At 63.7% G+C, this 18314-nt stretch carries 21 protein-coding genes; 17 read left to right on the top strand and 4 right to left on the bottom strand.

The genetic code is table 11. The features are described 5' to 3' along the window. Window positions 1–4: 4 nt before the first annotated feature. The 7 genes from nifA (at window position 5) to FJV43_RS07480 (ending at window position 7359) form a co-directional block, all read left to right on the top strand. A complete protein-coding gene (gene nifA / locus FJV43_RS07510) occupies window positions 5–1744 on the top strand; it encodes a nif-specific transcriptional activator NifA (RefSeq protein ID WP_239625816.1) in 1740 nt (579 codons plus the stop codon). Between the two features lie 147 nt (window positions 1745–1891). Continuing rightward, complete coding sequence (locus FJV43_RS07505) at window positions 1892–2086, top strand: 4Fe-4S dicluster domain-containing protein (RefSeq protein ID WP_194392691.1); 195 nt, start codon at window positions 1892–1894, stop codon at window positions 2084–2086. Between the two features lie 63 nt (window positions 2087–2149). Next, window positions 2150–3646, top strand: coding sequence for a Fe-S cluster assembly protein SufB (gene sufB, locus FJV43_RS07500; RefSeq protein WP_239625814.1), 1497 nt, complete (start codon window positions 2150–2152; stop codon window positions 3644–3646). A 34-nt stretch (window positions 3647–3680) separates the two neighbouring features. After that, entirely contained in the window at window positions 3681–4439 is a 759-nt protein-coding gene (gene sufC / locus FJV43_RS07495) for a Fe-S cluster assembly ATPase SufC (protein WP_131870817.1), read from the top strand. A 4-nt stretch (window positions 4440–4443) separates the two neighbouring features. Continuing rightward, window positions 4444–5763 carry a Fe-S cluster assembly protein SufD gene (gene sufD, locus FJV43_RS07490; protein ID WP_239625813.1) on the top strand — a complete coding sequence of 440 codons (1320 nt, stop codon included), beginning with the start codon at window positions 4444–4446 and terminating at the stop codon, window positions 5761–5763. Between the two features lie 4 nt (window positions 5764–5767). Next, window positions 5768–7009, top strand: a complete 1242-nt coding sequence (locus tag FJV43_RS07485; protein WP_239625811.1) for a cysteine desulfurase — start codon at window positions 5768–5770, stop codon at window positions 7007–7009. Continuing rightward, on the top strand, window positions 7006–7359 hold the full coding sequence (locus FJV43_RS07480) for a nitrogen fixation protein NifZ (RefSeq protein ID WP_239625809.1): 354 nt from the start codon (window positions 7006–7008) through the stop codon (window positions 7357–7359). Before FJV43_RS07485 ends, FJV43_RS07480 begins: the two co-directional genes overlap by 4 nt. A 13-nt stretch (window positions 7360–7372) precedes the next feature. On the opposite strand, the gene FJV43_RS07475 is transcribed toward FJV43_RS07480, so the two are convergent. Beyond that, the gene (locus FJV43_RS07475; RefSeq protein WP_239625807.1) at window positions 7373–7825 is read right to left on the bottom strand and encodes a SufE family protein; all 453 of its coding nucleotides are present in this window, start codon (window positions 7823–7825) and stop codon (window positions 7373–7375) included. A gap of 354 nt (window positions 7826–8179) precedes the next feature. On the opposite strand from FJV43_RS07475, the gene nifD reads away from it, so the two are divergent. The 9 genes from nifD to hspQ all read left to right on the top strand — a co-directional run bounded on the left by nifD (window position 8180) and on the right by hspQ (window position 16252). Continuing rightward, entirely contained in the window at window positions 8180–9682 is a 1503-nt protein-coding gene (gene nifD / locus FJV43_RS07470; protein WP_239625805.1) for a nitrogenase molybdenum-iron protein alpha chain, read from the top strand. Window positions 9683–9764: 82 nt separating this feature from the next. Then, on the top strand, window positions 9765–11324 hold the full coding sequence (gene nifK, locus FJV43_RS07465; RefSeq protein WP_239625803.1) for a nitrogenase molybdenum-iron protein subunit beta: 1560 nt from the start codon (window positions 9765–9767) through the stop codon (window positions 11322–11324). A gap of 116 nt (window positions 11325–11440) precedes the next feature. Beyond that, window positions 11441–13108: a nitrogenase iron-molybdenum cofactor biosynthesis protein NifE gene (gene nifE / locus FJV43_RS07460; RefSeq protein ID WP_239625801.1), complete on the top strand. Its 1668-nt coding sequence runs from the start codon at window positions 11441–11443 to the stop codon at window positions 13106–13108. A gap of 10 nt (window positions 13109–13118) precedes the next feature. After that, window positions 13119–14501 (top strand): nitrogenase iron-molybdenum cofactor biosynthesis protein NifN, encoded by a 1383-nt coding sequence (gene nifN / locus FJV43_RS07455; RefSeq protein WP_239625799.1) that lies wholly within the window; start codon window positions 13119–13121, stop codon window positions 14499–14501. Between the two features lie 22 nt (window positions 14502–14523). Beyond that, window positions 14524–14919 carry a nitrogen fixation protein NifX gene (gene nifX, locus FJV43_RS07450; RefSeq protein WP_239625797.1) on the top strand — a complete coding sequence of 132 codons (396 nt, stop codon included), beginning with the start codon at window positions 14524–14526 and terminating at the stop codon, window positions 14917–14919. Between the two features lie 11 nt (window positions 14920–14930). Next, window positions 14931–15401 (top strand): NifX-associated nitrogen fixation protein, encoded by a 471-nt coding sequence (locus tag FJV43_RS07445; protein ID WP_239625796.1) that lies wholly within the window; start codon window positions 14931–14933, stop codon window positions 15399–15401. A 9-nt stretch (window positions 15402–15410) separates the two neighbouring features. After that, window positions 15411–15611, top strand: coding sequence for a CCE_0567 family metalloprotein (locus FJV43_RS07440; protein WP_239625794.1), 201 nt, complete (start codon window positions 15411–15413; stop codon window positions 15609–15611). 15 nt (window positions 15612–15626) lie between these two features. Then, the gene (gene fdxB / locus FJV43_RS07435) at window positions 15627–15914 is read left to right on the top strand and encodes a ferredoxin III, nif-specific (protein ID WP_239625792.1); all 288 of its coding nucleotides are present in this window, start codon (window positions 15627–15629) and stop codon (window positions 15912–15914) included. Between the two features lie 20 nt (window positions 15915–15934). Further along, window positions 15935–16252 carry a heat shock protein HspQ gene (hspQ, locus tag FJV43_RS07430; protein ID WP_239625790.1) on the top strand — a complete coding sequence of 106 codons (318 nt, stop codon included), beginning with the start codon at window positions 15935–15937 and terminating at the stop codon, window positions 16250–16252. A 25-nt stretch (window positions 16253–16277) separates the two neighbouring features. Here the strand turns inward: hspQ and FJV43_RS07425 are convergent, their stop codons facing one another. Next, window positions 16278–16595, bottom strand: coding sequence for a hypothetical protein (locus tag FJV43_RS07425; RefSeq protein WP_239625788.1), 318 nt, complete (start codon window positions 16593–16595; stop codon window positions 16278–16280). After that, window positions 16592–17038 (bottom strand): hypothetical protein, encoded by a 447-nt coding sequence (locus FJV43_RS07420; RefSeq protein ID WP_239625787.1) that lies wholly within the window; start codon window positions 17036–17038, stop codon window positions 16592–16594. Before FJV43_RS07420 ends, FJV43_RS07425 begins: the two co-directional genes overlap by 4 nt. Before the next feature lie 235 nt (window positions 17039–17273). Between FJV43_RS07420 and FJV43_RS07415 the strand changes: the two genes are divergently transcribed. Further along, window positions 17274–17678 carry a Rieske 2Fe-2S domain-containing protein gene (locus FJV43_RS07415; RefSeq protein ID WP_239625785.1) on the top strand — a complete coding sequence of 135 codons (405 nt, stop codon included), beginning with the start codon at window positions 17274–17276 and terminating at the stop codon, window positions 17676–17678. 10 nt (window positions 17679–17688) lie between these two features. Here the strand turns inward: FJV43_RS07415 and FJV43_RS07410 are convergent, their stop codons facing one another. After that, window positions 17689–18279 carry a hypothetical protein gene (locus tag FJV43_RS07410; RefSeq protein ID WP_239625783.1) on the bottom strand — a complete coding sequence of 197 codons (591 nt, stop codon included), beginning with the start codon at window positions 18277–18279 and terminating at the stop codon, window positions 17689–17691. Between the last annotated feature and the right edge of the window lie 35 nt (window positions 18280–18314).

The following is an 18314-nucleotide window of genomic DNA, read 5'->3' as shown; positions in this document are numbered from 1 at the left end:
CGTCATGCTGAATGCTGCTCCCTCGCTTGAACGACACCGGGCCGATCAGACGGCACCGATCGTACCGATCAGTGAGATCGCGCTGACCGGCATCTTCGAGATCTCAAAGATACTGACGGCACCGACGCGGCTTGAGACGACGCTTGCGAACGTCGTCAATCTCCTGCAATCCTTCCTCCAGATGCGCCATGGAGTGGTCGCGCTGCTCGCGGACGACGGCATCCCCGATCTCACGGTCGGGGCCGGATGGAGCGAAGGCAGTGACGAACGCTATCGCGGGCGGTTGCCGCAGAAGGCCGTTGATCAGATCGTCGCGACCGCGATGCCGCTGGTCGCAGAAAACATTGCCACCCATCCCGCCTTCAGCCCGGCGGACGTGAACACCCTCGGCGCCTCGGAGACGATCCGCGTATCGTTCATTGGCGTCCCGATCCGTAGCGATGCCAAGGTCGTGGGCACCCTGACGGTCGACAGGGTTTGGGACGAGCGATCGATGTACCGGCTCGATTCCGACGTGCGTCTGCTGACGATGGTCGCCAATCTCGTCGGCCAGACCGTGAAGCTGCATCGGATCGTCGCGCAGGATCGCGAACGGCTGATGCATGAGAGCTACCGCCTTCAGAAGGAACTATCCGAGCTCAAGCCTGCGCGCGATCGCCGCAAGGTTCACGTCGAAGGCATCATCGGCGACAGTCCGGCGCTGCGCGGGCTGCTGGAGAAGATCGCGGTCGTGGCCAAGTCGAACTCGACCGTCCTGCTGCGGGGTGAATCCGGCACTGGCAAGGAGCTGATCGCGAAGGCGATTCACGAGCTCTCGCCGCGGGCCAAACGTCCGTTCGTCAAGATCAACTGCGCGGCTCTGCCGGAATCGGTGCTGGAGTCCGAGCTATTCGGCCATGAGAAGGGCGCCTTCACCGGCGCGCTCAATTCACGGAAGGGCAGGTTCGAGCTGGCCGACAAGGGCACCCTGTTCCTGGACGAGATCGGCGAGATATCCGCCTCGTTCCAGGCCAAGCTCTTGCGCGTGCTCCAGGAGCAGGAGTTCGAGCGCGTCGGCGGCAACCAGACGCTCAAGGTCGATGTTCGCGTCATCGCCGCGACCAACCGCAACCTGGAGGAAGCCGTCGCGCGCAACGAATTTCGCGCCGACCTCTATTACCGGATCAGCGTGGTTCCGATGATGCTGCCGCCCCTGCGCGAGCGGCGCAGCGATATTCCGTTGCTGGCCAACGAATTCCTGAAGAACTTCAACACCGAGAATGGCCGCGCGCTGTCCTTCGATCGGCATGCGATCGAGGTTCTGATGAGCTGCGGCTTTCCGGGCAACGTGCGGGAGCTGGAGAATTGCGTGCAGCGTACGGCGACGCTGGCGCCAGGCCCGGAGATCGTCAGGAACGACTTCGCGTGCTGTCACAGCCAGTGCCTGTCGGCCATGTTGTGGAACGGTGCATCCGAGGGCGTGCCGCAGCGCTCGTTGCCCATCGTCCCGCTCTCGGTCCTTCCGGCCTCCGCTGCGCGCGAGAGGGGCGCCGGCCCCCCTCCGTCGGCCGTTGAGCCGCTGGCGCCAGCGGCGAGCGCTTCCAGCCTGTCGTCGACCGGGAGCGTGGCGGAGCGTGAGAGCGTCATCGCGGCCATGGAGAAGTCGGGTTGGGTCCAGGCCAAGGCCGCGCGCCTGCTCGGCCTGACGCCGCGGCAGATCGGCTACGCGCTGAAGAAGCACGGCATCGAGGTCAAGCGGCTCTGACGGCGACTGTCGCAGATGCGACATGCTGTCGGGGCCACGACAACCGGCTTCGCACAAGATTACGCTTGAATTTCAGACCCTTCAGGGTTGGCACGGCGCTTGAAAGAAGGTGTCCGACGGCATCGTCTGCTCAAGGAGTCGGAACACATGTCTTACAAGATTGTCGCCTCGCAATGCACGGTTTGCGGCGCATGTGAGTTCGAATGCCCGAACGCGGCGATCAGCCTCAAGCGCGACATGTATGTCATCGATCCCAAGAAGTGCACGGAGTGCGAAGGGAGTTTCGACACGCCGCAATGCGCGGCCGTCTGTCCGGTGCCCGACACCTGTATTCCGGCCTGAGGCACCTCCATGGCGCGGTCGAGGCTGGCGGACTGGAAATCTCATTCGCGGACGGAGCGGTAGATGGCGGCGGTTCAGGAAACCATCGAACAGGTTCGCGGCATCGACGTCGACCAGTATCGTTATGGGTTTGAGACCCTGATCGAGTCCGACAAGGCCCCCAAGGGTCTGTCGGAAGAAACCGTCAAGTTCATCTCCGAGAAGAAGAACGAGCCCGCCTGGATGCTGCACTGGCGGCTGGAAGCCTATCGGCGCTGGCTGACCATGACGGAGCCGACCTGGGCCCGCGTCGACTATCCCAGGATCGACTTCCAGGACCTTTATTATTACGCGGCGCCGAAGCCGAAGAAGACGATCTCCTCGCTCGACGAGATCGATCCGGAGATCCTGAAGACCTACGAGAAGCTCGGCATCCCCTTGCGGGAAGTCGCCATGCTCGAGGGCGTCGAGCCCAAGCCCGGCGAAGAGGATCCGGCTCGCCGCAAGATCGCGGTCGACGCGGTGTTCGATTCGGTCTCGGTCGCAACCACGTTCAAGGCCGAGCTGAAGAAGGCCGGCGTGATCTTCATGCCGATCTCGGAGGCGATCCGCGAGCACCCCGAGCTGGTGCAGAAGTATCTGGGCTCGGTGGTGCCGACCTCGGACAATTTCTACGCGACGCTGAACTCGGCGGTGTTCTCCGACGGCTCGTTCGTCTACGTGCCGCCGGGTGTGCGCTGCCCGATGGAGCTGTCGACCTATTTCCGCATCAACGAGCGCAACACCGGCCAGTTCGAGCGCACGCTGATCATCGCCGACAAGGGCGCCTACGTCTCCTATCTCGAAGGCTGCACCGCGCCGCAGCGCGACGAGAACCAGCTGCACGCCGCCGTGGTCGAGCTCGTCGCCCATGACGACGCCGAGATCAAATATTCGACGGTGCAGAACTGGTATCCGGGCAATTCGGAAGGCAAGGGCGGCATCTACAATTTCGTCACCAAGCGTGGCGACTGCCGCGGCAACAATTCCAAGATCTCCTGGACCCAGGTCGAGACCGGGTCTGCGATCACCTGGAAATATCCGAGCTGCATCCTTCGCGGCGACAATTCCCGCGGCGAGTTCTACTCGATCGCGATCTCGAACGGCTATCAGCAGGTCGATAGCGGCACCAAGATGATCCATCTCGGCAAGAACACGACGAGCCGGATCATCTCCAAGGGCATCGCCGCCGGCAGGTCGCAGAACACCTATCGCGGCCTCGTCACGGCGCACCGCAAGGCGCTAGGGGCGCGCAACTTCACGGCCTGCGATTCGCTCTTGATCGGCGACAAATGCGGCGCGCACACCGTGCCGTACATCGAGGCCAAGAACTCGTCGGCGACGTTCGAGCACGAGGCGACCACGTCGAAGATCTCCGAGGACGTGCTGTTCTACTGCATCCAGCGCGGGCTCAGCCAGGAGGAGGCGGTCGGCCTCGTCGTCAACGGCTTCGTCAAGGACGTGCTGCAGCAGCTGCCGATGGAGTTCGCCGTGGAAGCGCAGAAGCTGATCTCGATCTCGCTCGAAGGGAGCGTCGGATGACTGTCTTTGGACCTACCAGGCAAGGAGAAGTGTGATGACGGCGCTCCTCGATATCCGCGGGCTCAAGGCCGAGATCGACGGCCGCCAGATTCTCAACGGGCTCGACCTCGCCGTGAACAAGGGCGAGATCCACGCCATCATGGGTCCGAACGGCGCCGGCAAGTCGACGCTGTCCTATGTGCTGTCGGGCAAGCCGGGCTACGAGATCACCGGCGGCGAGGTGTTCTTCAACGGCGAGGATCTCCTTGCCATGGACCCGGACGAGCGGGCGGCAAAAGGGCTGTTCCTGGCCTTCCAATACCCGCTCGAAATTCCCGGTGTCGCAACACTGACGTTCCTGCGGACGGCGCTCAATGCCCAGCGCAAGAAGCGTGGCGAAGAGGAATTGTCCTCGCCCGACGTGCTGAAGCGGGTGCGCGAGCTCGCCAAGCAGCTCAGCATCGACCCTGAGATGCTGAAGCGGCCGCTCAATGTCGGTTTCTCCGGCGGCGAGAAGAAGCGTAACGAGACGCTTCAGATGGCGCTGCTGGAGCCCAAACTGTGCGTGCTGGACGAGACCGATTCCGGCCTCGACATCGACGCGCTGCGCATCGTCGCCGACGGCGTCAATCGCCTGCGTGCGGCCGATCGCGGCATGATCGTGATCACGCACTATCAGCGGTTGCTCGACTACATCGTGCCCGACGTCGTGCATGTTCTGGCCGCAGGCCGCATCGTCAAGACCGGCGGCAAGGATCTCGCGCTCGAACTGGAGGCGACGGGCTACGCGCAGTATCAGAGCGAGGCGGCGTGATCCCATGAATGCCGAGGTCCGTTCCGTCAAGACCGCTGCCGAGATCGGATTCGCCGATCTGTTCGCGGCCGTGCGCGAGAGTCTGCCCGGCGGGGACAAGATCGGGGCGGTCCGGCGCGATGCCTTCGACCGCTTCGCGGCGCAAGGCCTGCCGCATTCCCGCACCGAGGCCTGGAGGTATACTGATCTGCGGCGCCTGCTGCGTGATGCCAAGCCGCTGGCTCCGCGCTCCGATGCGGCAGCCAGGAGTGTCGCTCGCGAGGCGGGTGCGGTTTTCGCTGGCCTCGGCCTCCGGCGACTGCTGATCGTCGACGGCGCCTTCGCGCCCGAACTCTCCGATCTCGCCGGGCTCGAACCCGGCGTCGTCGTTCGCGCGACGGTCGAGGCGCTGGGAGCGGACGAAATGGTTCTGCCGCTCGATATGGCCGGAGGCGATCCGGTCGCCGCGCTCAACACCGCACTCGCCGCCGACGGTGTCGTGATCACGGTCGCCCCGGGTGTCGTCGTGGAGCGGCCGATCCATCTCGTCTTCGTGACCACGGGCGGTACGCCCGCCGCGACGTTCACGCGGTCGCGGCTGGAGCTCGGCAGCGGTGCGGTCCTCACGCTCGTCGAGACCCATGAGGGTCCGGACCAGTCAGACTACCAGATCAATGCGGCCTTGCAGGTGGATGTCGGAGACAGGGCCCGTCTGGACCACGTCAAGATCACCGGCGAAGGCGCAGCTGCGCTGCATATCTCGACGCTCGAGGCCTCGACCGGGGCGGGCGCGAGCTATCGCGATTTCGGCTTCACCATCGGTGGTGCCGTGGTGCGCAATCAGCTTTTTGTGAAGCTGGCGGGCGAGGGTGCCATCGCCGATGTGCATCAGGGAAGCCTTCTGGCCGGCCGCCAACATGCAGACACCACGCTCGTCGTCGACCATGTCGCCGCTGGTTCGCAGAGCCGGGAAGTCTTCAAGGCGGTCGTGGACGATGAGGCTCGGGCCGTGTTCCAGGGCAGGATCACGGTGCAGCCCGGCGCGCAGCAGACCGATGCCAGGATGATGGCGAGGGCGCTGCTCCTGTCTGACGAGGCCGTCGCCAATTGCAAGCCGGAGCTCGAGATTTTCGCCGACGACGTTCAATGCGGACACGGCACCACCACCGGCGCGCTGGACGATCAGTTGAAGTTCTATCTGATGGCGCGCGGTATTCCGGAAAAGGAAGCCGAGGCGCTGCTGATCCAGGCCTTCGTCGGCGAGGTGATCGACGCCGTCGCGCGCGACGATCTGCGTGAGGCATTGACGCAGGTGATGCTCAACTGGCTCGAGGAACGGGAATAGTTCCATGCATCCGGCGGTCGCCAACGGAAGTTACGACGTCAACCGCGTCCGCCAGGACTTTCCAATCCTGTCGACGCAGGTGCATGGCAAGAAGCTGGTCTATCTGGACAATGCGGCCTCGGCCCAGAAGCCGAATGCCGTGCTTGACCGGCTGACGCAGGCCTACACCAGCGAATACGCCAACGTGCACCGTGGCCTGCATTATCTCGCCAATGCCGCCACCGAAGCCTATGAAGGCGCGCGCGATAGGATTGCCCGTTTTCTCAATGCAGAGCGGCGCGAAGAGATTATCTTCACCCGGGGGGCCACGGAGGCGATCAACCTGGTGGCCCAGACGTTCGGTCGCGAAAGGATCGGCGAAGGCGACGAGATCGTACTCTCGATCATGGAGCACCACGCCAATATCGTGCCGTGGCACTTCCTCAGGGAACGGCAGGGTGCCGTGATCAGATGGGCGCCGGTCGACGACGAGGGCAATTTCCTGATCGACGAGTTCGAGAAGCTCTTGAACGCGAAGACCAAGCTGGTTGCAATCACCCAGATGTCGAACGTGCTGGGCAGTGTCGTTCCGGTCAAGGAGGTCGTGCGGCTGGCGCATGCCCGCGGGATTCCCGTCCTGGTCGACGGTTCGCAAGGCGCGGTCCACATGGATGTCGATGTGCGCGACATCGGCTGCGACTTCTACGTCATCACCGGGCACAAGCTGTACGGGCCGACCGGCATCGGCGCGCTCTACGGCAAGTACGAGCATCTGGCGGCCATGCCGCCCTTCAACGGCGGCGGCGAGATGATCCGCGAAGTCTCGTGCGATGGCGTCACCTATGGCGAGCCGCCGCATCGCTTCGAGGCCGGCACGCCGCCGATCGTGCAGGCCATCGGCCTCGGCGCCGCCATCGACTATGTCGAATCGATCGGCAAGGAGCGGATCCGCAGGCACGAGAGGAGCCTGCTGGCCTATGCCGAGGAACGTCTGCGTGGGATCAATTCGCTGCGCATCATCGGAACCGCCGCCGACAAGGGCGCGATCGTGTCGTTCGAGATGAAGAGCGCCCACGCTCACGACCTTGCGACCGTGATCGATCGCTCCGGTGTGGCGGTTCGCGCCGGAACCCATTGCGCGATGCCGCTGCTCGACCGCTTCGGCGTGACCGCCACCTGCCGCGCTTCGTTCGCGCTCTACAACACGTTGGAGGAGGTCGATGCGCTGGCCGCGGCCCTGACCAGGGCCCAGGAGCTGCTCTCATGAGCGAACGGATCGCCACCAGGCCGCGTCCCGTCAAGCCGCGGCCAGTTGCCCGCATCGTCTGCGATGCCTATCGTCGCCGAACGGTGCGGAACATGGAGCGGCGCTTCACCGGCGAGTACTCGGTCGGTGAACCGATCCGCGCCGCGGCACTGATCCGGAACGACGGCATGTATCCGCACAAGGATGTCGGCGAGCCGCTCGTGCACCCCGGCGATGCCGGCATTGTGCGCGAGAGCTGGCGCTTTCTCGGCGAGGTCTACTACACGGTCGAATTCACGGCCCGGTCGGTGTTCGTCATCATGGCGGACCACGAGATGATGCGGATGGGAACCGCGTTCGACGTCGCCTGACGTTCTCCAGGCGTCATACGGCTTCCGCGAGTGCGGCCGTCGCATCTGCACGCGTCCGCGCAACCATCGACCGGAATCCGTTCGAGCGCTGTGGAGTCAGGTGCTCGCCGAGCCCGAGCCGCTCGAACAAGGCGAGGGGATTCTCGCCTGAGATCTCCGCGGCCGGTCGTCCCGACAGAAGCGCGATCAGGATCGCGACCAGGCCGCGGACGATGTGAGCGTCGCTGTCGCCCGCAAAGGTGAGGAACGGCCGCCCGTCGCGGTGCTCGATCGTGGTCGCAAGCCAGACCTGGCTGACGCAGCCCTGCACCTTGTTGGCGTCGGTCCGCTGCTCCTCCGGAAAGGGCGTCAGCATGCGGCCCAGTTCGATGACGTAGCGGTAGCGGTCGTCCCACTCTTCGAGGAGCGAGAAGTTCTCGATGATGTCGCCGATCGGCGTTGGCCGAGAGTTCGTTTCAAGCTGCATGATCGCCTCGATGCATTGGTGAGACGCATCAAGCAAGCCCCATACCGCAGCGCGGATCGACGATTCCCTGCAGGAAAATGCATCGACGAATGCCATCTGGCGACGACACGCATTGTTTTGTTTCGAACAGCCCTTCGCGCACGCACATGTCGACATGATGCGATGTCGGGTTTGCAACAAACGCGAGCGTCGAAGCTATCTGTCTCCAATCGCTTCACTTTTTGTCTTCGGCATGCGCTGGCACACTCGTTGCAAAAGTCCTTGTGCAAGGCGACCTCGCGGAAGAGATCGCGAGAGCGGCGCGCCGGTTGAGGCGTCCGATCGTTCACACAGGGATAACCGAGGGATATTCGCATGAGCCTAGCAACCACAGAGAGCGTCGCCGAGATCAAGGCCCGCAACAAGCAACTGATCGACGAAGTCTTGAAGGTCTATCCGGAGAAGACTGCAAAGCGCCGCGCCAAGCACCTCAATGTGCACGAAGCCGGCAAGTCCGATTGCGGCGTCAAGTCGAACCTGAAGTCCATCCCCGGCGTGATGACCATTCGCGGCTGCGCTTATGCCGGCTCCAAGGGCGTTGTGTGGGGTCCGATCAAGGACATGATCCACATCAGCCACGGCCCGGTCGGCTGCGGGCAGTATTCCTGGGCGGCGCGGCGCAACTATTACATCGGAACGACCGGCATCGACACTTTCGTCACCATGCAGTTCACCTCCGACTTCCAGGAGAAGGACATCGTGTTCGGTGGTGACAAGAAGCTCGCCAAGATCATCGACGAGATCCAGGAGCTGTTTCCGCTCAACCACGGCATCACCATCCAGTCGGAATGCCCGATCGGCCTGATCGGCGACGATATCGAGGCCGTCTCGAAGGTGAAGTCCAAGGAGTATGACGGCAAGACCATCGTCCCGGTGCGCTGCGAAGGCTTCCGCGGCGTCTCGCAATCGCTCGGCCACCACATCGCCAACGACGCGGTGCGGGACTGGATCTTCGACAAGATCTCCCCGGACGCGAAGCCGGCCTTCGAGGCGACGCCCTATGACGTCGCGATCATCGGCGACTACAACATCGGCGGCGACGCCTGGTCCTCGCGCATCCTGCTCGAGGAGATGGGCCTGCGCGTGATCGCGCAATGGTCCGGCGACGGCAGCCTCGCCGAGCTGGAGGCGACGCCCAAGGCGAAGCTCAACGTCCTGCACTGCTACCGCTCGATGAACTACATCTCCCGCCACATGGAGGAGAAGTTCGGCATCCCCTGGTGCGAGTACAACTTCTTCGGTCCCTCCAAGATCGCGGAGTCGCTGCGCAAGATCGCGAGCTTCTTCGACGACAAGATCAAGGAGGGCGCCGAGCGCGTCATCGCAAAGTACCAGCCGCTGATGGACGCGGTGATCGCCAAGTATCGCCCGCGCCTGGAAGGCAAGACGGTGATGCTGTTCGTCGGCGGCCTGCGTCCCCGCCACGTGATCGGCGCCTATGAGGACCTCGGCATGGAGGTGGTCGGCACCGGTTACGAGTTCGGTCACAATGACGACTACCAGCGCACGGCCCAGCACTACGTCAAGGACGGCACGCTGATCTATGACGACGTCACCGGCTACGAGTTCGAGCGCTTCGTCGAGAAGATCCAGCCGGATCTGGTCGGCTCGGGCATCAAGGAGAAGTACGTCTTCCAGAAGATGGGCGTGCCGTTCCGACAGATGCACTCGTGGGATTATTCCGGTCCCTATCACGGCTATGACGGGTTCGCGATCTTCGCGCGCGACATGGACATGGCCATCAACTCTCCGATCTGGAAGAAGACCAAGGCACCCTGGAAGGATGCCCCGCGGCCGAGCCTGATGGCGGCGGAATGACAGAGGCTGACGTCCGGCTCTTCTTCATTCGGGGAAGAGCCGGAGACAGGCGATCGAACACGAATCCAACAAGGGTGCCACGATGACACAGAATGCCGAACACGTGCTCGATCACTTCGAGCTGTTCCGGGGACCGGAATACCAGCAGATGCTGGCCAACAAGAAGGCCCTGTTCGAGAATCCGCACGATCCCGCGGAGGTCGAGCGGATCCGGGAGTGGGCCAAGACGCCAGAATACCGCGAGAAGAACTTCGCCCGCGAAGCGCTGACCGTGAACCCGGCCAAGGCCTGCCAGCCGCTGGGTGCCGTGTTCGTCGCCGTCGGGTTCGAAGGCACGCTACCCTTCGTGCACGGCTCGCAGGGCTGCGTCGCCTATTACCGCAGCCATCTGTCTCGCCACTTCAAGGAGCCGAGCTCCTGCGTTTCCTCGTCGATGACGGAAGATGCGGCTGTGTTCGGCGGCCTGAACAACATGATCGACGGGCTCGCGAACACCTACAACATGTACAAGCCGAAGATGATCGCCGTCTCCACCACCTGCATGGCGGAGGTGATCGGCGACGACCTCAATGCCTTCATCAAGACGGCGAAGGAAAAGGGTTCCGTTCCCAACGAGTACGACGTTCCCTTCGCTCATACGCCGGCCTTCGTCGGCAGCCACGTGACCGGCTACGACAACGCGCTCAAGGGCATCCTGGAGCATTTTTGGGACGGCAAGGCCGGCACCGCGCCGAAGCTGGAGCGCAAGGAGAATGGCAAGATCAACTTCATCGGCGGTTTCGACGGCTACACCGTCGGCAACATCCGCGAGATCAAGCGCATCTTCGAACTGATGGGGATCGAATACACGATACTCGCTGATAACAGCGACGTGTTCGACACGCCGACCGACGGCGAGTTCCGCATGTATGACGGCGGTACCACGCTGGAGGACGCCGCGAACGCGATCCACGCCAAGGCGACTATCTCCATGCAGCAATACTGCACCGAGAAGACGCTCCCCTTCATCGAGGGACATGGTCACGAAGTCGCGGCCTTCAACCATCCCGTCGGCGTCAGTGCCACCGATGAGTTCCTGATGACGCTGTCGCGCATCACGGGCAAGCCGATTGCGAAGGCACTGGAGCAGGAGCGCGGCCGTCTCGTCGATGCCATGGCCGATTCGAGCGCTCATATCCACGGCAAGAAGTTCGCGATCTACGGCGATCCGGACCTCTGCTATGGGCTCGCGGCCTTCCTGCTCGAGCTCGGCGCCGAGCCCACCCATGTGCTCTCGACCAACGGCAACAAGGCTTGGGCGGAAAAGATGCAGGCGCTGTTCGCCAGCTCGCCGTTCGGCAAGAACTGTCATGCCTATCCGGGCAAGGATCTCTGGCACATGCGATCGCTGCTGTTCACCGAGCCGGTCGATTTCCTGATCGGCAACACCTACGGCAAGTATCTGGAGCGCGACACCGGCACGCCGCTGATCCGCATCGGCTTCCCGGTGTTCGATCGTCACCACCACCACCGCTATCCGGTGTGGGGCTATCAGGGCGGCATGAACGTTCTGGTCAAGATCCTCGACAAGATCTTCGACGAGATCGACAAGAACACCAACGTGCCTGCGAAGACCGACTACAGCTTCGACATCATCCGCTGACGTCTATGAGAGCTGCCGCCGCCCGACGGGGCGGCGGCAGACCACCAGTCTAGCCAGAGCGATCGAGACTGCGGGGCACAACGCTCGCGCAGCGGGTCAGGGAATAGGAGAGACGCATGAGCTCGCTGTCGGCCACCATCCAGGACGTCTTCAACGAGCCGGGCTGCGGCAAGAACGCCAACAAGACGGAGGCCGAGCGCAAGAAGGGCTGTACCAAGCAATTGCAGCCGGGAGGGGCCGCAGGCGGCTGCGCCTTCGACGGTGCCAAGATTGCGCTGCAGCCGTTCACCGACGTCGCTCATCTCGTCCACGGCCCGATCGCCTGCGAGGGCAATTCCTGGGACAATCGCGGCAGCGCCTCGTCTGGCTCCGATCTCTGGCGGCGCAGCTTTACCACCGACATGAACGAGACCGACATCGTGTTCGGCGGCGAGAAGCGGCTCTACAAGGCGATCAGGGAGATCATCGAGAAATACGACCCGCCAGCGATCTTCGTCTACCAGACCTGCGTGCCGGCCATGATCGGCGACGACATCAACGCGGTTTGCAAGGCTGCGGCCACGAAGTTCGGCAAGCCGGTCATCCCCGTCAATTCGCCCGGCTTCGTCGGCCCGAAGAACCTCGGCAACAAGCTGGCCGGCGAGGCGCTGCTCGAGCACGTGATCGGTACCGCTGAGCCCGACTATACCACGCCCTACGACATCAACATGATCGGCGAGTACAACCTGTCTGGCGAATTCTGGCAGGTCAAGCCGCTGCTGGACGAACTCGGCATTCGGATCCTCTCCTGCATCTCCGGTGACGGGAAATACCGCGAGCTGGCTTACTCGCATCGGGCCAGGGCCGCGATGATGGTGTGCTCCAAGGCGATGATCAACGTCGCCCGCAAGATGGAGGAACGCTACGGCATCCCCTACTTCGAGGGCTCCTTCTACGGCATCCAGGACTCCAGCGATTCGCTGCGCGAGATCGCCCGCCTGCTGATCGAGCGCGGCGCGCCGGCAGAGCTGATGGAGCGCACCGAAGCGGTGATCGCGCGGGAGGAAGCCAAGGCCTGGGCCGCGATCGAGCGCTTCAAGCCGCGCTTCAAGGACAAGAAGGTGCTGCTGATCACCGGCGGCGTGAAGTCCTGGTCCGTGGTCGCCGCGCTCCAGGAGGCGGGTCTCGAGATCGTCGGCACCTCCGTGAAGAAGTCCACCAAGGAGGACAAGGAGCGGATCAAGGAGCTGATGGGGCAGGACGCCCACATGATCGAGGACATGACGCCGCGCGAGATGTACAAGATGCTGAAGGACGCGCGCGCCGACATCATGCTCTCCGGCGGCAAGTCGCAGTTCGTTGCGCTGAAAGCGGCGATGCCCTGGCTCGACATCAACCAGGAGCGCTGTCACGCCTATATGGGCTACATCGGCATGGTCAAGCTGATGGAGGAGATCGAGAAGGCGCTCTACAACCCGATGTGGGCCCAGCTCCGCCGACCCGCGCCGTGGGACGATGCGGGCGTGAACTGGCAGGCCAAGGCGATCGCGCAGATGGATGCGCAGGCCGCCGAGATCGCCGCCGATCCGGCGCTTGCGGAGGCGACCCGCCGCGCCAGGAAGATCTGCCACTGCAAGACCGTCGACCTCGGCAGCATCGAGGATGCCATCGCTGCGCACGGCCTTTCCACCGTCGACGCGGTCAAGGAGCACACCAACGCCTCGGGCGGTTGCGGCGCCTGCAAGGGACGGATCGAGGACATCCTCGCCGCTCGGCCGACGCCGATCCTCCAGGCGGCGGAGTAGGGCGCAGCCGATGGCCATCGTCACCACCTCGAAGAAAGCCTGCTCGGTCAATCCGCTCAAGATGAGCCAGCCGATCGGCGGCTCGTTCGCCTTCATGGGGCTGCGCGGAGCGATGCCCCTGCTGCATGGCTCGCAGGGCTGCACCTCGTTCGGACTGACCCTGTTCGTGCGGCATTTCAAGGAAGCCGTGCCGATGCAGACCACCGCGATGAGCGAGGTCGCGACCGTGCTCGGCGGCTATGAGAACGTCGAGCAGGCGATCCTCAACATCTACAATCGCACCAAGCCGGAGATCATCGGCATCAATTCGACCGGCGTCACCGAGACCAAGGGCGACGACGTCGAGGGCTTCATCCGCCTGATCCGGCAAAAGCACCCGCAGCTCGAAAAGTTCCCGCTGGTCTATGTCTCGACGCCCGATTTCAAGGACGCTTTCCAGGACGGCTGGGAGAAGACCGTCGCGCGCATGGTCGAAGTGCTCGTCGACCCCGCTGAGGCGGGTGCCGTGCGCGACCCGGCGCGCGTGAACGTCCTGCCGGGCTGTCACCTCACGCCGGGAGATCTCGACGAGCTGCGCACGATCATCGAGGATTTCGGGCTCAAGCCGTCCTTCCTGCCGGACCTTGCCGGCTCGCTCGACGGGCACATCCCGGACGAGTTCACGCCGACCACGATCGGCGGCATCGGGGTCGACGAGATCGCGACCATGGGGCAGGCGGGATGGACCATCGCCATCGGCGCGCAGATGAAGCGCGCGGCGGAAGCGATGCAGCAGAGGGCGGGCGTGCCGTTCCGCCTGTTCGAGCGGCTCTGCGGCCTCGCCCCGAACGACGAATTCATCGCATTCCTCAGCGAGATCAGCGGCCGGCCGGTGCCGGCGAAGTACCGCCGGCAGCGCGGCCAGCTCGCGGACGCAATGCTGGATACGCATTTCCACATCGGCGGTCGCAAGCTCGCGATCGGCGCCGAGCCGGACCTGCTGTTCGATCTCTCCAGCATGCTGCACGAGATGGGTGCGGAGGTCGCGGTCGCCGTGACCACGACGGCATCGCCCGTGCTGGAGCGCGTCAGGACGCAGGAGGTCCTGATCGGCGATCTCGAAGACCTGGAAGAGCTTGCCAAGGCGCGCGACTGCGATCTCCTTATTACCCATTCCCACGGCCGCCAGGCGGCCTCGCGCCTGAGGATCCCGTTCTACCGCGCGGGCTTTCCGATGTTCGACCGTCTCGGTGCCGGGCACCAGCTGTCGGTCGGCTATCGCGGCACGCGCAGTCTGATCTTCGATCTTGCCAATCTCGTCATCGCCGATCGCGAGGCGAACCACCAGCCGACGCCTGATACCTGGCGGACCACGGACAGCGGCCTCGAGGTCGTCCCGCCGCAACTGCACTGACGTAACAAGAGGGACCAGATCGATGAAAGTCGCCTTTGCCACCCAGGACCTGAAGCGCGTCGACGCGCATTTCGGCTGGGCCAAGAATATCGCCATCTACGACGTCAATCCGGACGGCCATCATTTTGTCGAGGCCATCCAGTTCGACGGCGACCTCAAGGAGGACGGTAACGAGGACAAGCTGGCGCCGAAGATCGAGGCGATCAAGGATTGTACGATCCTCTACGTCGCCGCGATCGGCGGCTCGGGCGCGGCGCGGGTCGTCGCCAACAACATCCACCCCATGAAGGTGACGCAGCCCGAGGCGATCGACGATCTCTGCGTCAAACTCGAGGGCGTGTTGAAGGGCTCGCCGCCGCCGTGGCTGCGCAAGGTGCTCGCCAAGGGACAGGAACGCAGCTTTGATTTCGAGGACTGAAGGGAACCGCCATGACTGAAGCGGCTGAACTGATCCAACCCGACAATGCGGCCGAGGCGCCGTTCGTCAAGGAGCTCGTCAAGATCTGGCGGGCCCAGGACACCCATGGCGCTTGGGAGGGGAAGAAGGATCTCGACCTGCTCGAGCCCTATATCCTCGACAAGGAGAAGCGCCGTGCGCTGCCGATCGTCGGCGATCCCGACCCGGACACGATCTGGCGTATGGAGCTGTTCTTCAACGCTGTCGCGTTGTCGATCGAGAAAGCGACCGGCGTGATGATCTCGCCGATGCTGAAGATGCACCATGAAGGCTTCGGCCGCATGGTCCTGATCGGCGGCCGGCTCGTCGTCGTTAACAAGCAGCTGCGCGACGTGCATCGGTTCGGTTTCGACAATCTGGCCAAGCTTGCGGCTGAAGGTGACAAGCATGTCGCAGGCGCGGTCGAGATGATCCGCAAATTTCCCGATGTGGCGAATTACTGAGGCTTGAGCATGAGCGATCTCGAAACCCTGAAGGCCGAAATCAAGAAGCTCTCGGCCAAGGCGACGCAGGCCAAGATGGACCTCCACGATCTCTCGGAGGAGCTTCCGATCAACTGGACCTCGATCCTGAGCGTGGCCCAGAAGGCCCACGACGCTTTCGCCGACCTCGAGCGCAAGCGCGAGGACCTCAAGGCGCTGGAAAAGGCCTGAGGCGGGATTCCGATCATGTCCTACGCAACCCGCGACGGCCGCGACTGGAAGCCGGACTATCTGGTGTCGATCGATGCCCAGAAGTGCATCGGCTGTGGGCGCTGCTACAAGGTCTGCGGCCGCGAGGTCATGACGCTGAAAGGCATCAACGAGGACGGCGAGATGATCGACCTCGATGACGACGACGACGAGGTCGAGAAGAAGGTGATGGTGATGAACGACGACGGCGCCTGCATCGGCTGCGGCGCCTGCGCGCGAGTCTGTCCGACCAACTGCCAGACCCACGTCCCCGCGGCGGCTTGAACGCCGTGCCGGACCCAGCGATGAGCAAGACGAGGTTCGCCAGGTACAATATCGGCCAGGTGATCCGTCATCGTCTCTACGCAATGCGGGGCGTCATCTTCGATGTCGACACATCGCTCGCCGGCACGGATGGCGAACCGGAGCCCGACGGGGCGACGACGGGTCTGGTCTACCGGCTGTTCGCCGAGGACGATGAAATCCCCTACGTGGCCTGTATCGCGGAACGCGACCTCGAGCCCGATGATTCCGGCGAGCCGGTCAGCCATCCCGGGATCGGGGCCATGTTCGAGGTCGGCGAAGCCGGCGGCTATCGCCGGCGCCGGCACGCGTTGAACTGACGCGCGAGCGACGCCGCGATCCGCCTTACTCTATCCCCTGTTCGCGCGACTTCATCATCGCGGCGATGCGGAAACGCTCGTGGATGGCGACGGGATTGGCAAGCATGTCGGCTTCCGCCTGCCTGAACGCGGCGAGCACGATCTCGGCTTCCTCGCGCGTCAGGGGCACGCGGCCAGCCATGTGGGTCGCCTCCGGCGCGGCGGCACGGATCGCGCGGCGATAGGGGTGATCCTTCACCTCGATCAGCTCGTTCGCTTCGAGCTTGCCGCCGAGCGTGATCGCGAGTCCGACGACCTCGAGCTTGCGGCCGTCCTGCGTGATCTTGACCAGGATCGCCATCACGGCACCAGCGGCATGGCAAAGCCGGGGCGGGGATGGGCGTCATAATAGTCCGGGCGTTCCGGCCAGCCGCCTTCGGCGATGAACTTGAACGCGATGATCTTCACGGGCGCACCTTGCGAGCAGGAGACCTCGACGAACTTGATCTCGCGCGGGCCGGGGCCGGCGGAAAAGTCCGCCACGACGGTCCCGTCGGCCTTGCATGCTCGCGCAAAGCCCGGTGTGCCGACGCTGTTTGCCGGCACCGGATTGGCCGCGAGGTTCACGCCGGCGTCGCCGCTGAAAGCCGGGGTCGCGAACTTGAACGTGGCGAGGACGGCGCTGCGATCCACCGGCCGATCGGCGGTGATCGGGCGCGCGACCGAATAGACGGTCAGCGTGCCGCCATCGAGCAACGCCTTGATCTCGTCTTCCGAGCAGGCGGCGAATTCAGACGCGACGTTCATGTCATTCTCCATGCCAAGGGGGCCTGACTGAACAGCATCAATTTCCATGCCACCTCGCGTGGGCGTCCCGAGAGCGACGACGTCGCCAAAACCGGGAGAATCGGCTTGGAACTGGGCTCGCATGAGGAATCAGGGAGCGACAACGCTGTCGCGTGTCGGATTCCTGACCTGACGTCCCCCTGGCCTAGCGCGATTCTTGCACCAGTCGAACGATCCGACCGCGAACGAGGACAGCATGGACCAAAATACCGCCTATGCGATCTGCGCCTTCAACGACATCCCGAGCCAGCGGGCGATCGGCTTTCATCTCATGATCGTCGGCGAAGACGGGACGCCGCGGCCCTGGCCGATCGTGATCGTGCGCTGGGGCAAGCAAGTGTTCGGCTATCTCAATCGCTGCCCGCACAATGGGGTGAACCTGGACTGGGAGCGCCACCAATTCCTTGATGGGAACGGCACCAGGCTGATGTGCGGCAAGCACGGTGCGACCTTCGAACTCGGAACCGGCACTTGCGTGGATGGGCCCTGCAAGGGCGAGAGCCTGACGCCGATCGCGCTCGCCGTGCTCGACGGCGAGATCTGCGTGACCGGTGTGACGCTGGTGGAGGACGACGAGACGGCCTGCGAGGAAGAGGTCTGACGACGATGGGTCAGACCGGGCGGTTCTCGTTGCGGTTCTTCACCGGCTCCATCTTCGCAACGCCGTCCTCGAAGGAGATCTCGGTATAGGAGCCGTCGAGCTTCCTCGCGGCATCGAGCAGATAGTCGAGCTTGCCCGCGGTATCGAGCTTCTTGATGTCGTTCTTGTCCACGCCGGCGAGGTCCATCATCTCCTTCCACACCGTCGATTCGTCGCACGGCAGGATGCGGAATTCGATGTCCCCGATCCTGGTACGGTACTTGGCCAGCAGGTCGATGTTGTTGCAGAACATGAAGTAGCTGCCTTTCGGGCTCAACGCGCCGTCCAGCACCTTGGCGACGTCGGCGAGATAGGCGTAGGAATGCAGGTAACCGGCGAGCACCGGAATGGTCTCTTCGTCCTCCTGCGCCACGGTCAGCACCTGCTCGATCGAATAATCCGGCGGACGCTTCTCGTCGGCGACCTGGGCCTGGAATTTCAGCGCGATGTCGCCGCGAAAGCCGAAGCGGCCGGGCTTGGTCGTGTCGCCCTTCAGCACCGCGTTCAGGAGCCGGCCTTCCTTGTCCAGGCGGCCAAGGGCGGTGTTGTCGATCGACGTCATGAATGTCTCCTTGTCTCATCTGCCGCGCGGCCCCA

Origin of the sequence: Bradyrhizobium sp. I71 (assembly GCF_022354745.1) — a bacterium.
Lineage (GTDB): Bacteria > Pseudomonadota > Alphaproteobacteria > Rhizobiales > Xanthobacteraceae > Bradyrhizobium > Bradyrhizobium liaoningense.
The sequence above is the reverse complement of the archived record's forward strand: the minus strand, read 5'-3'. Positions and strand labels throughout refer to the sequence as shown.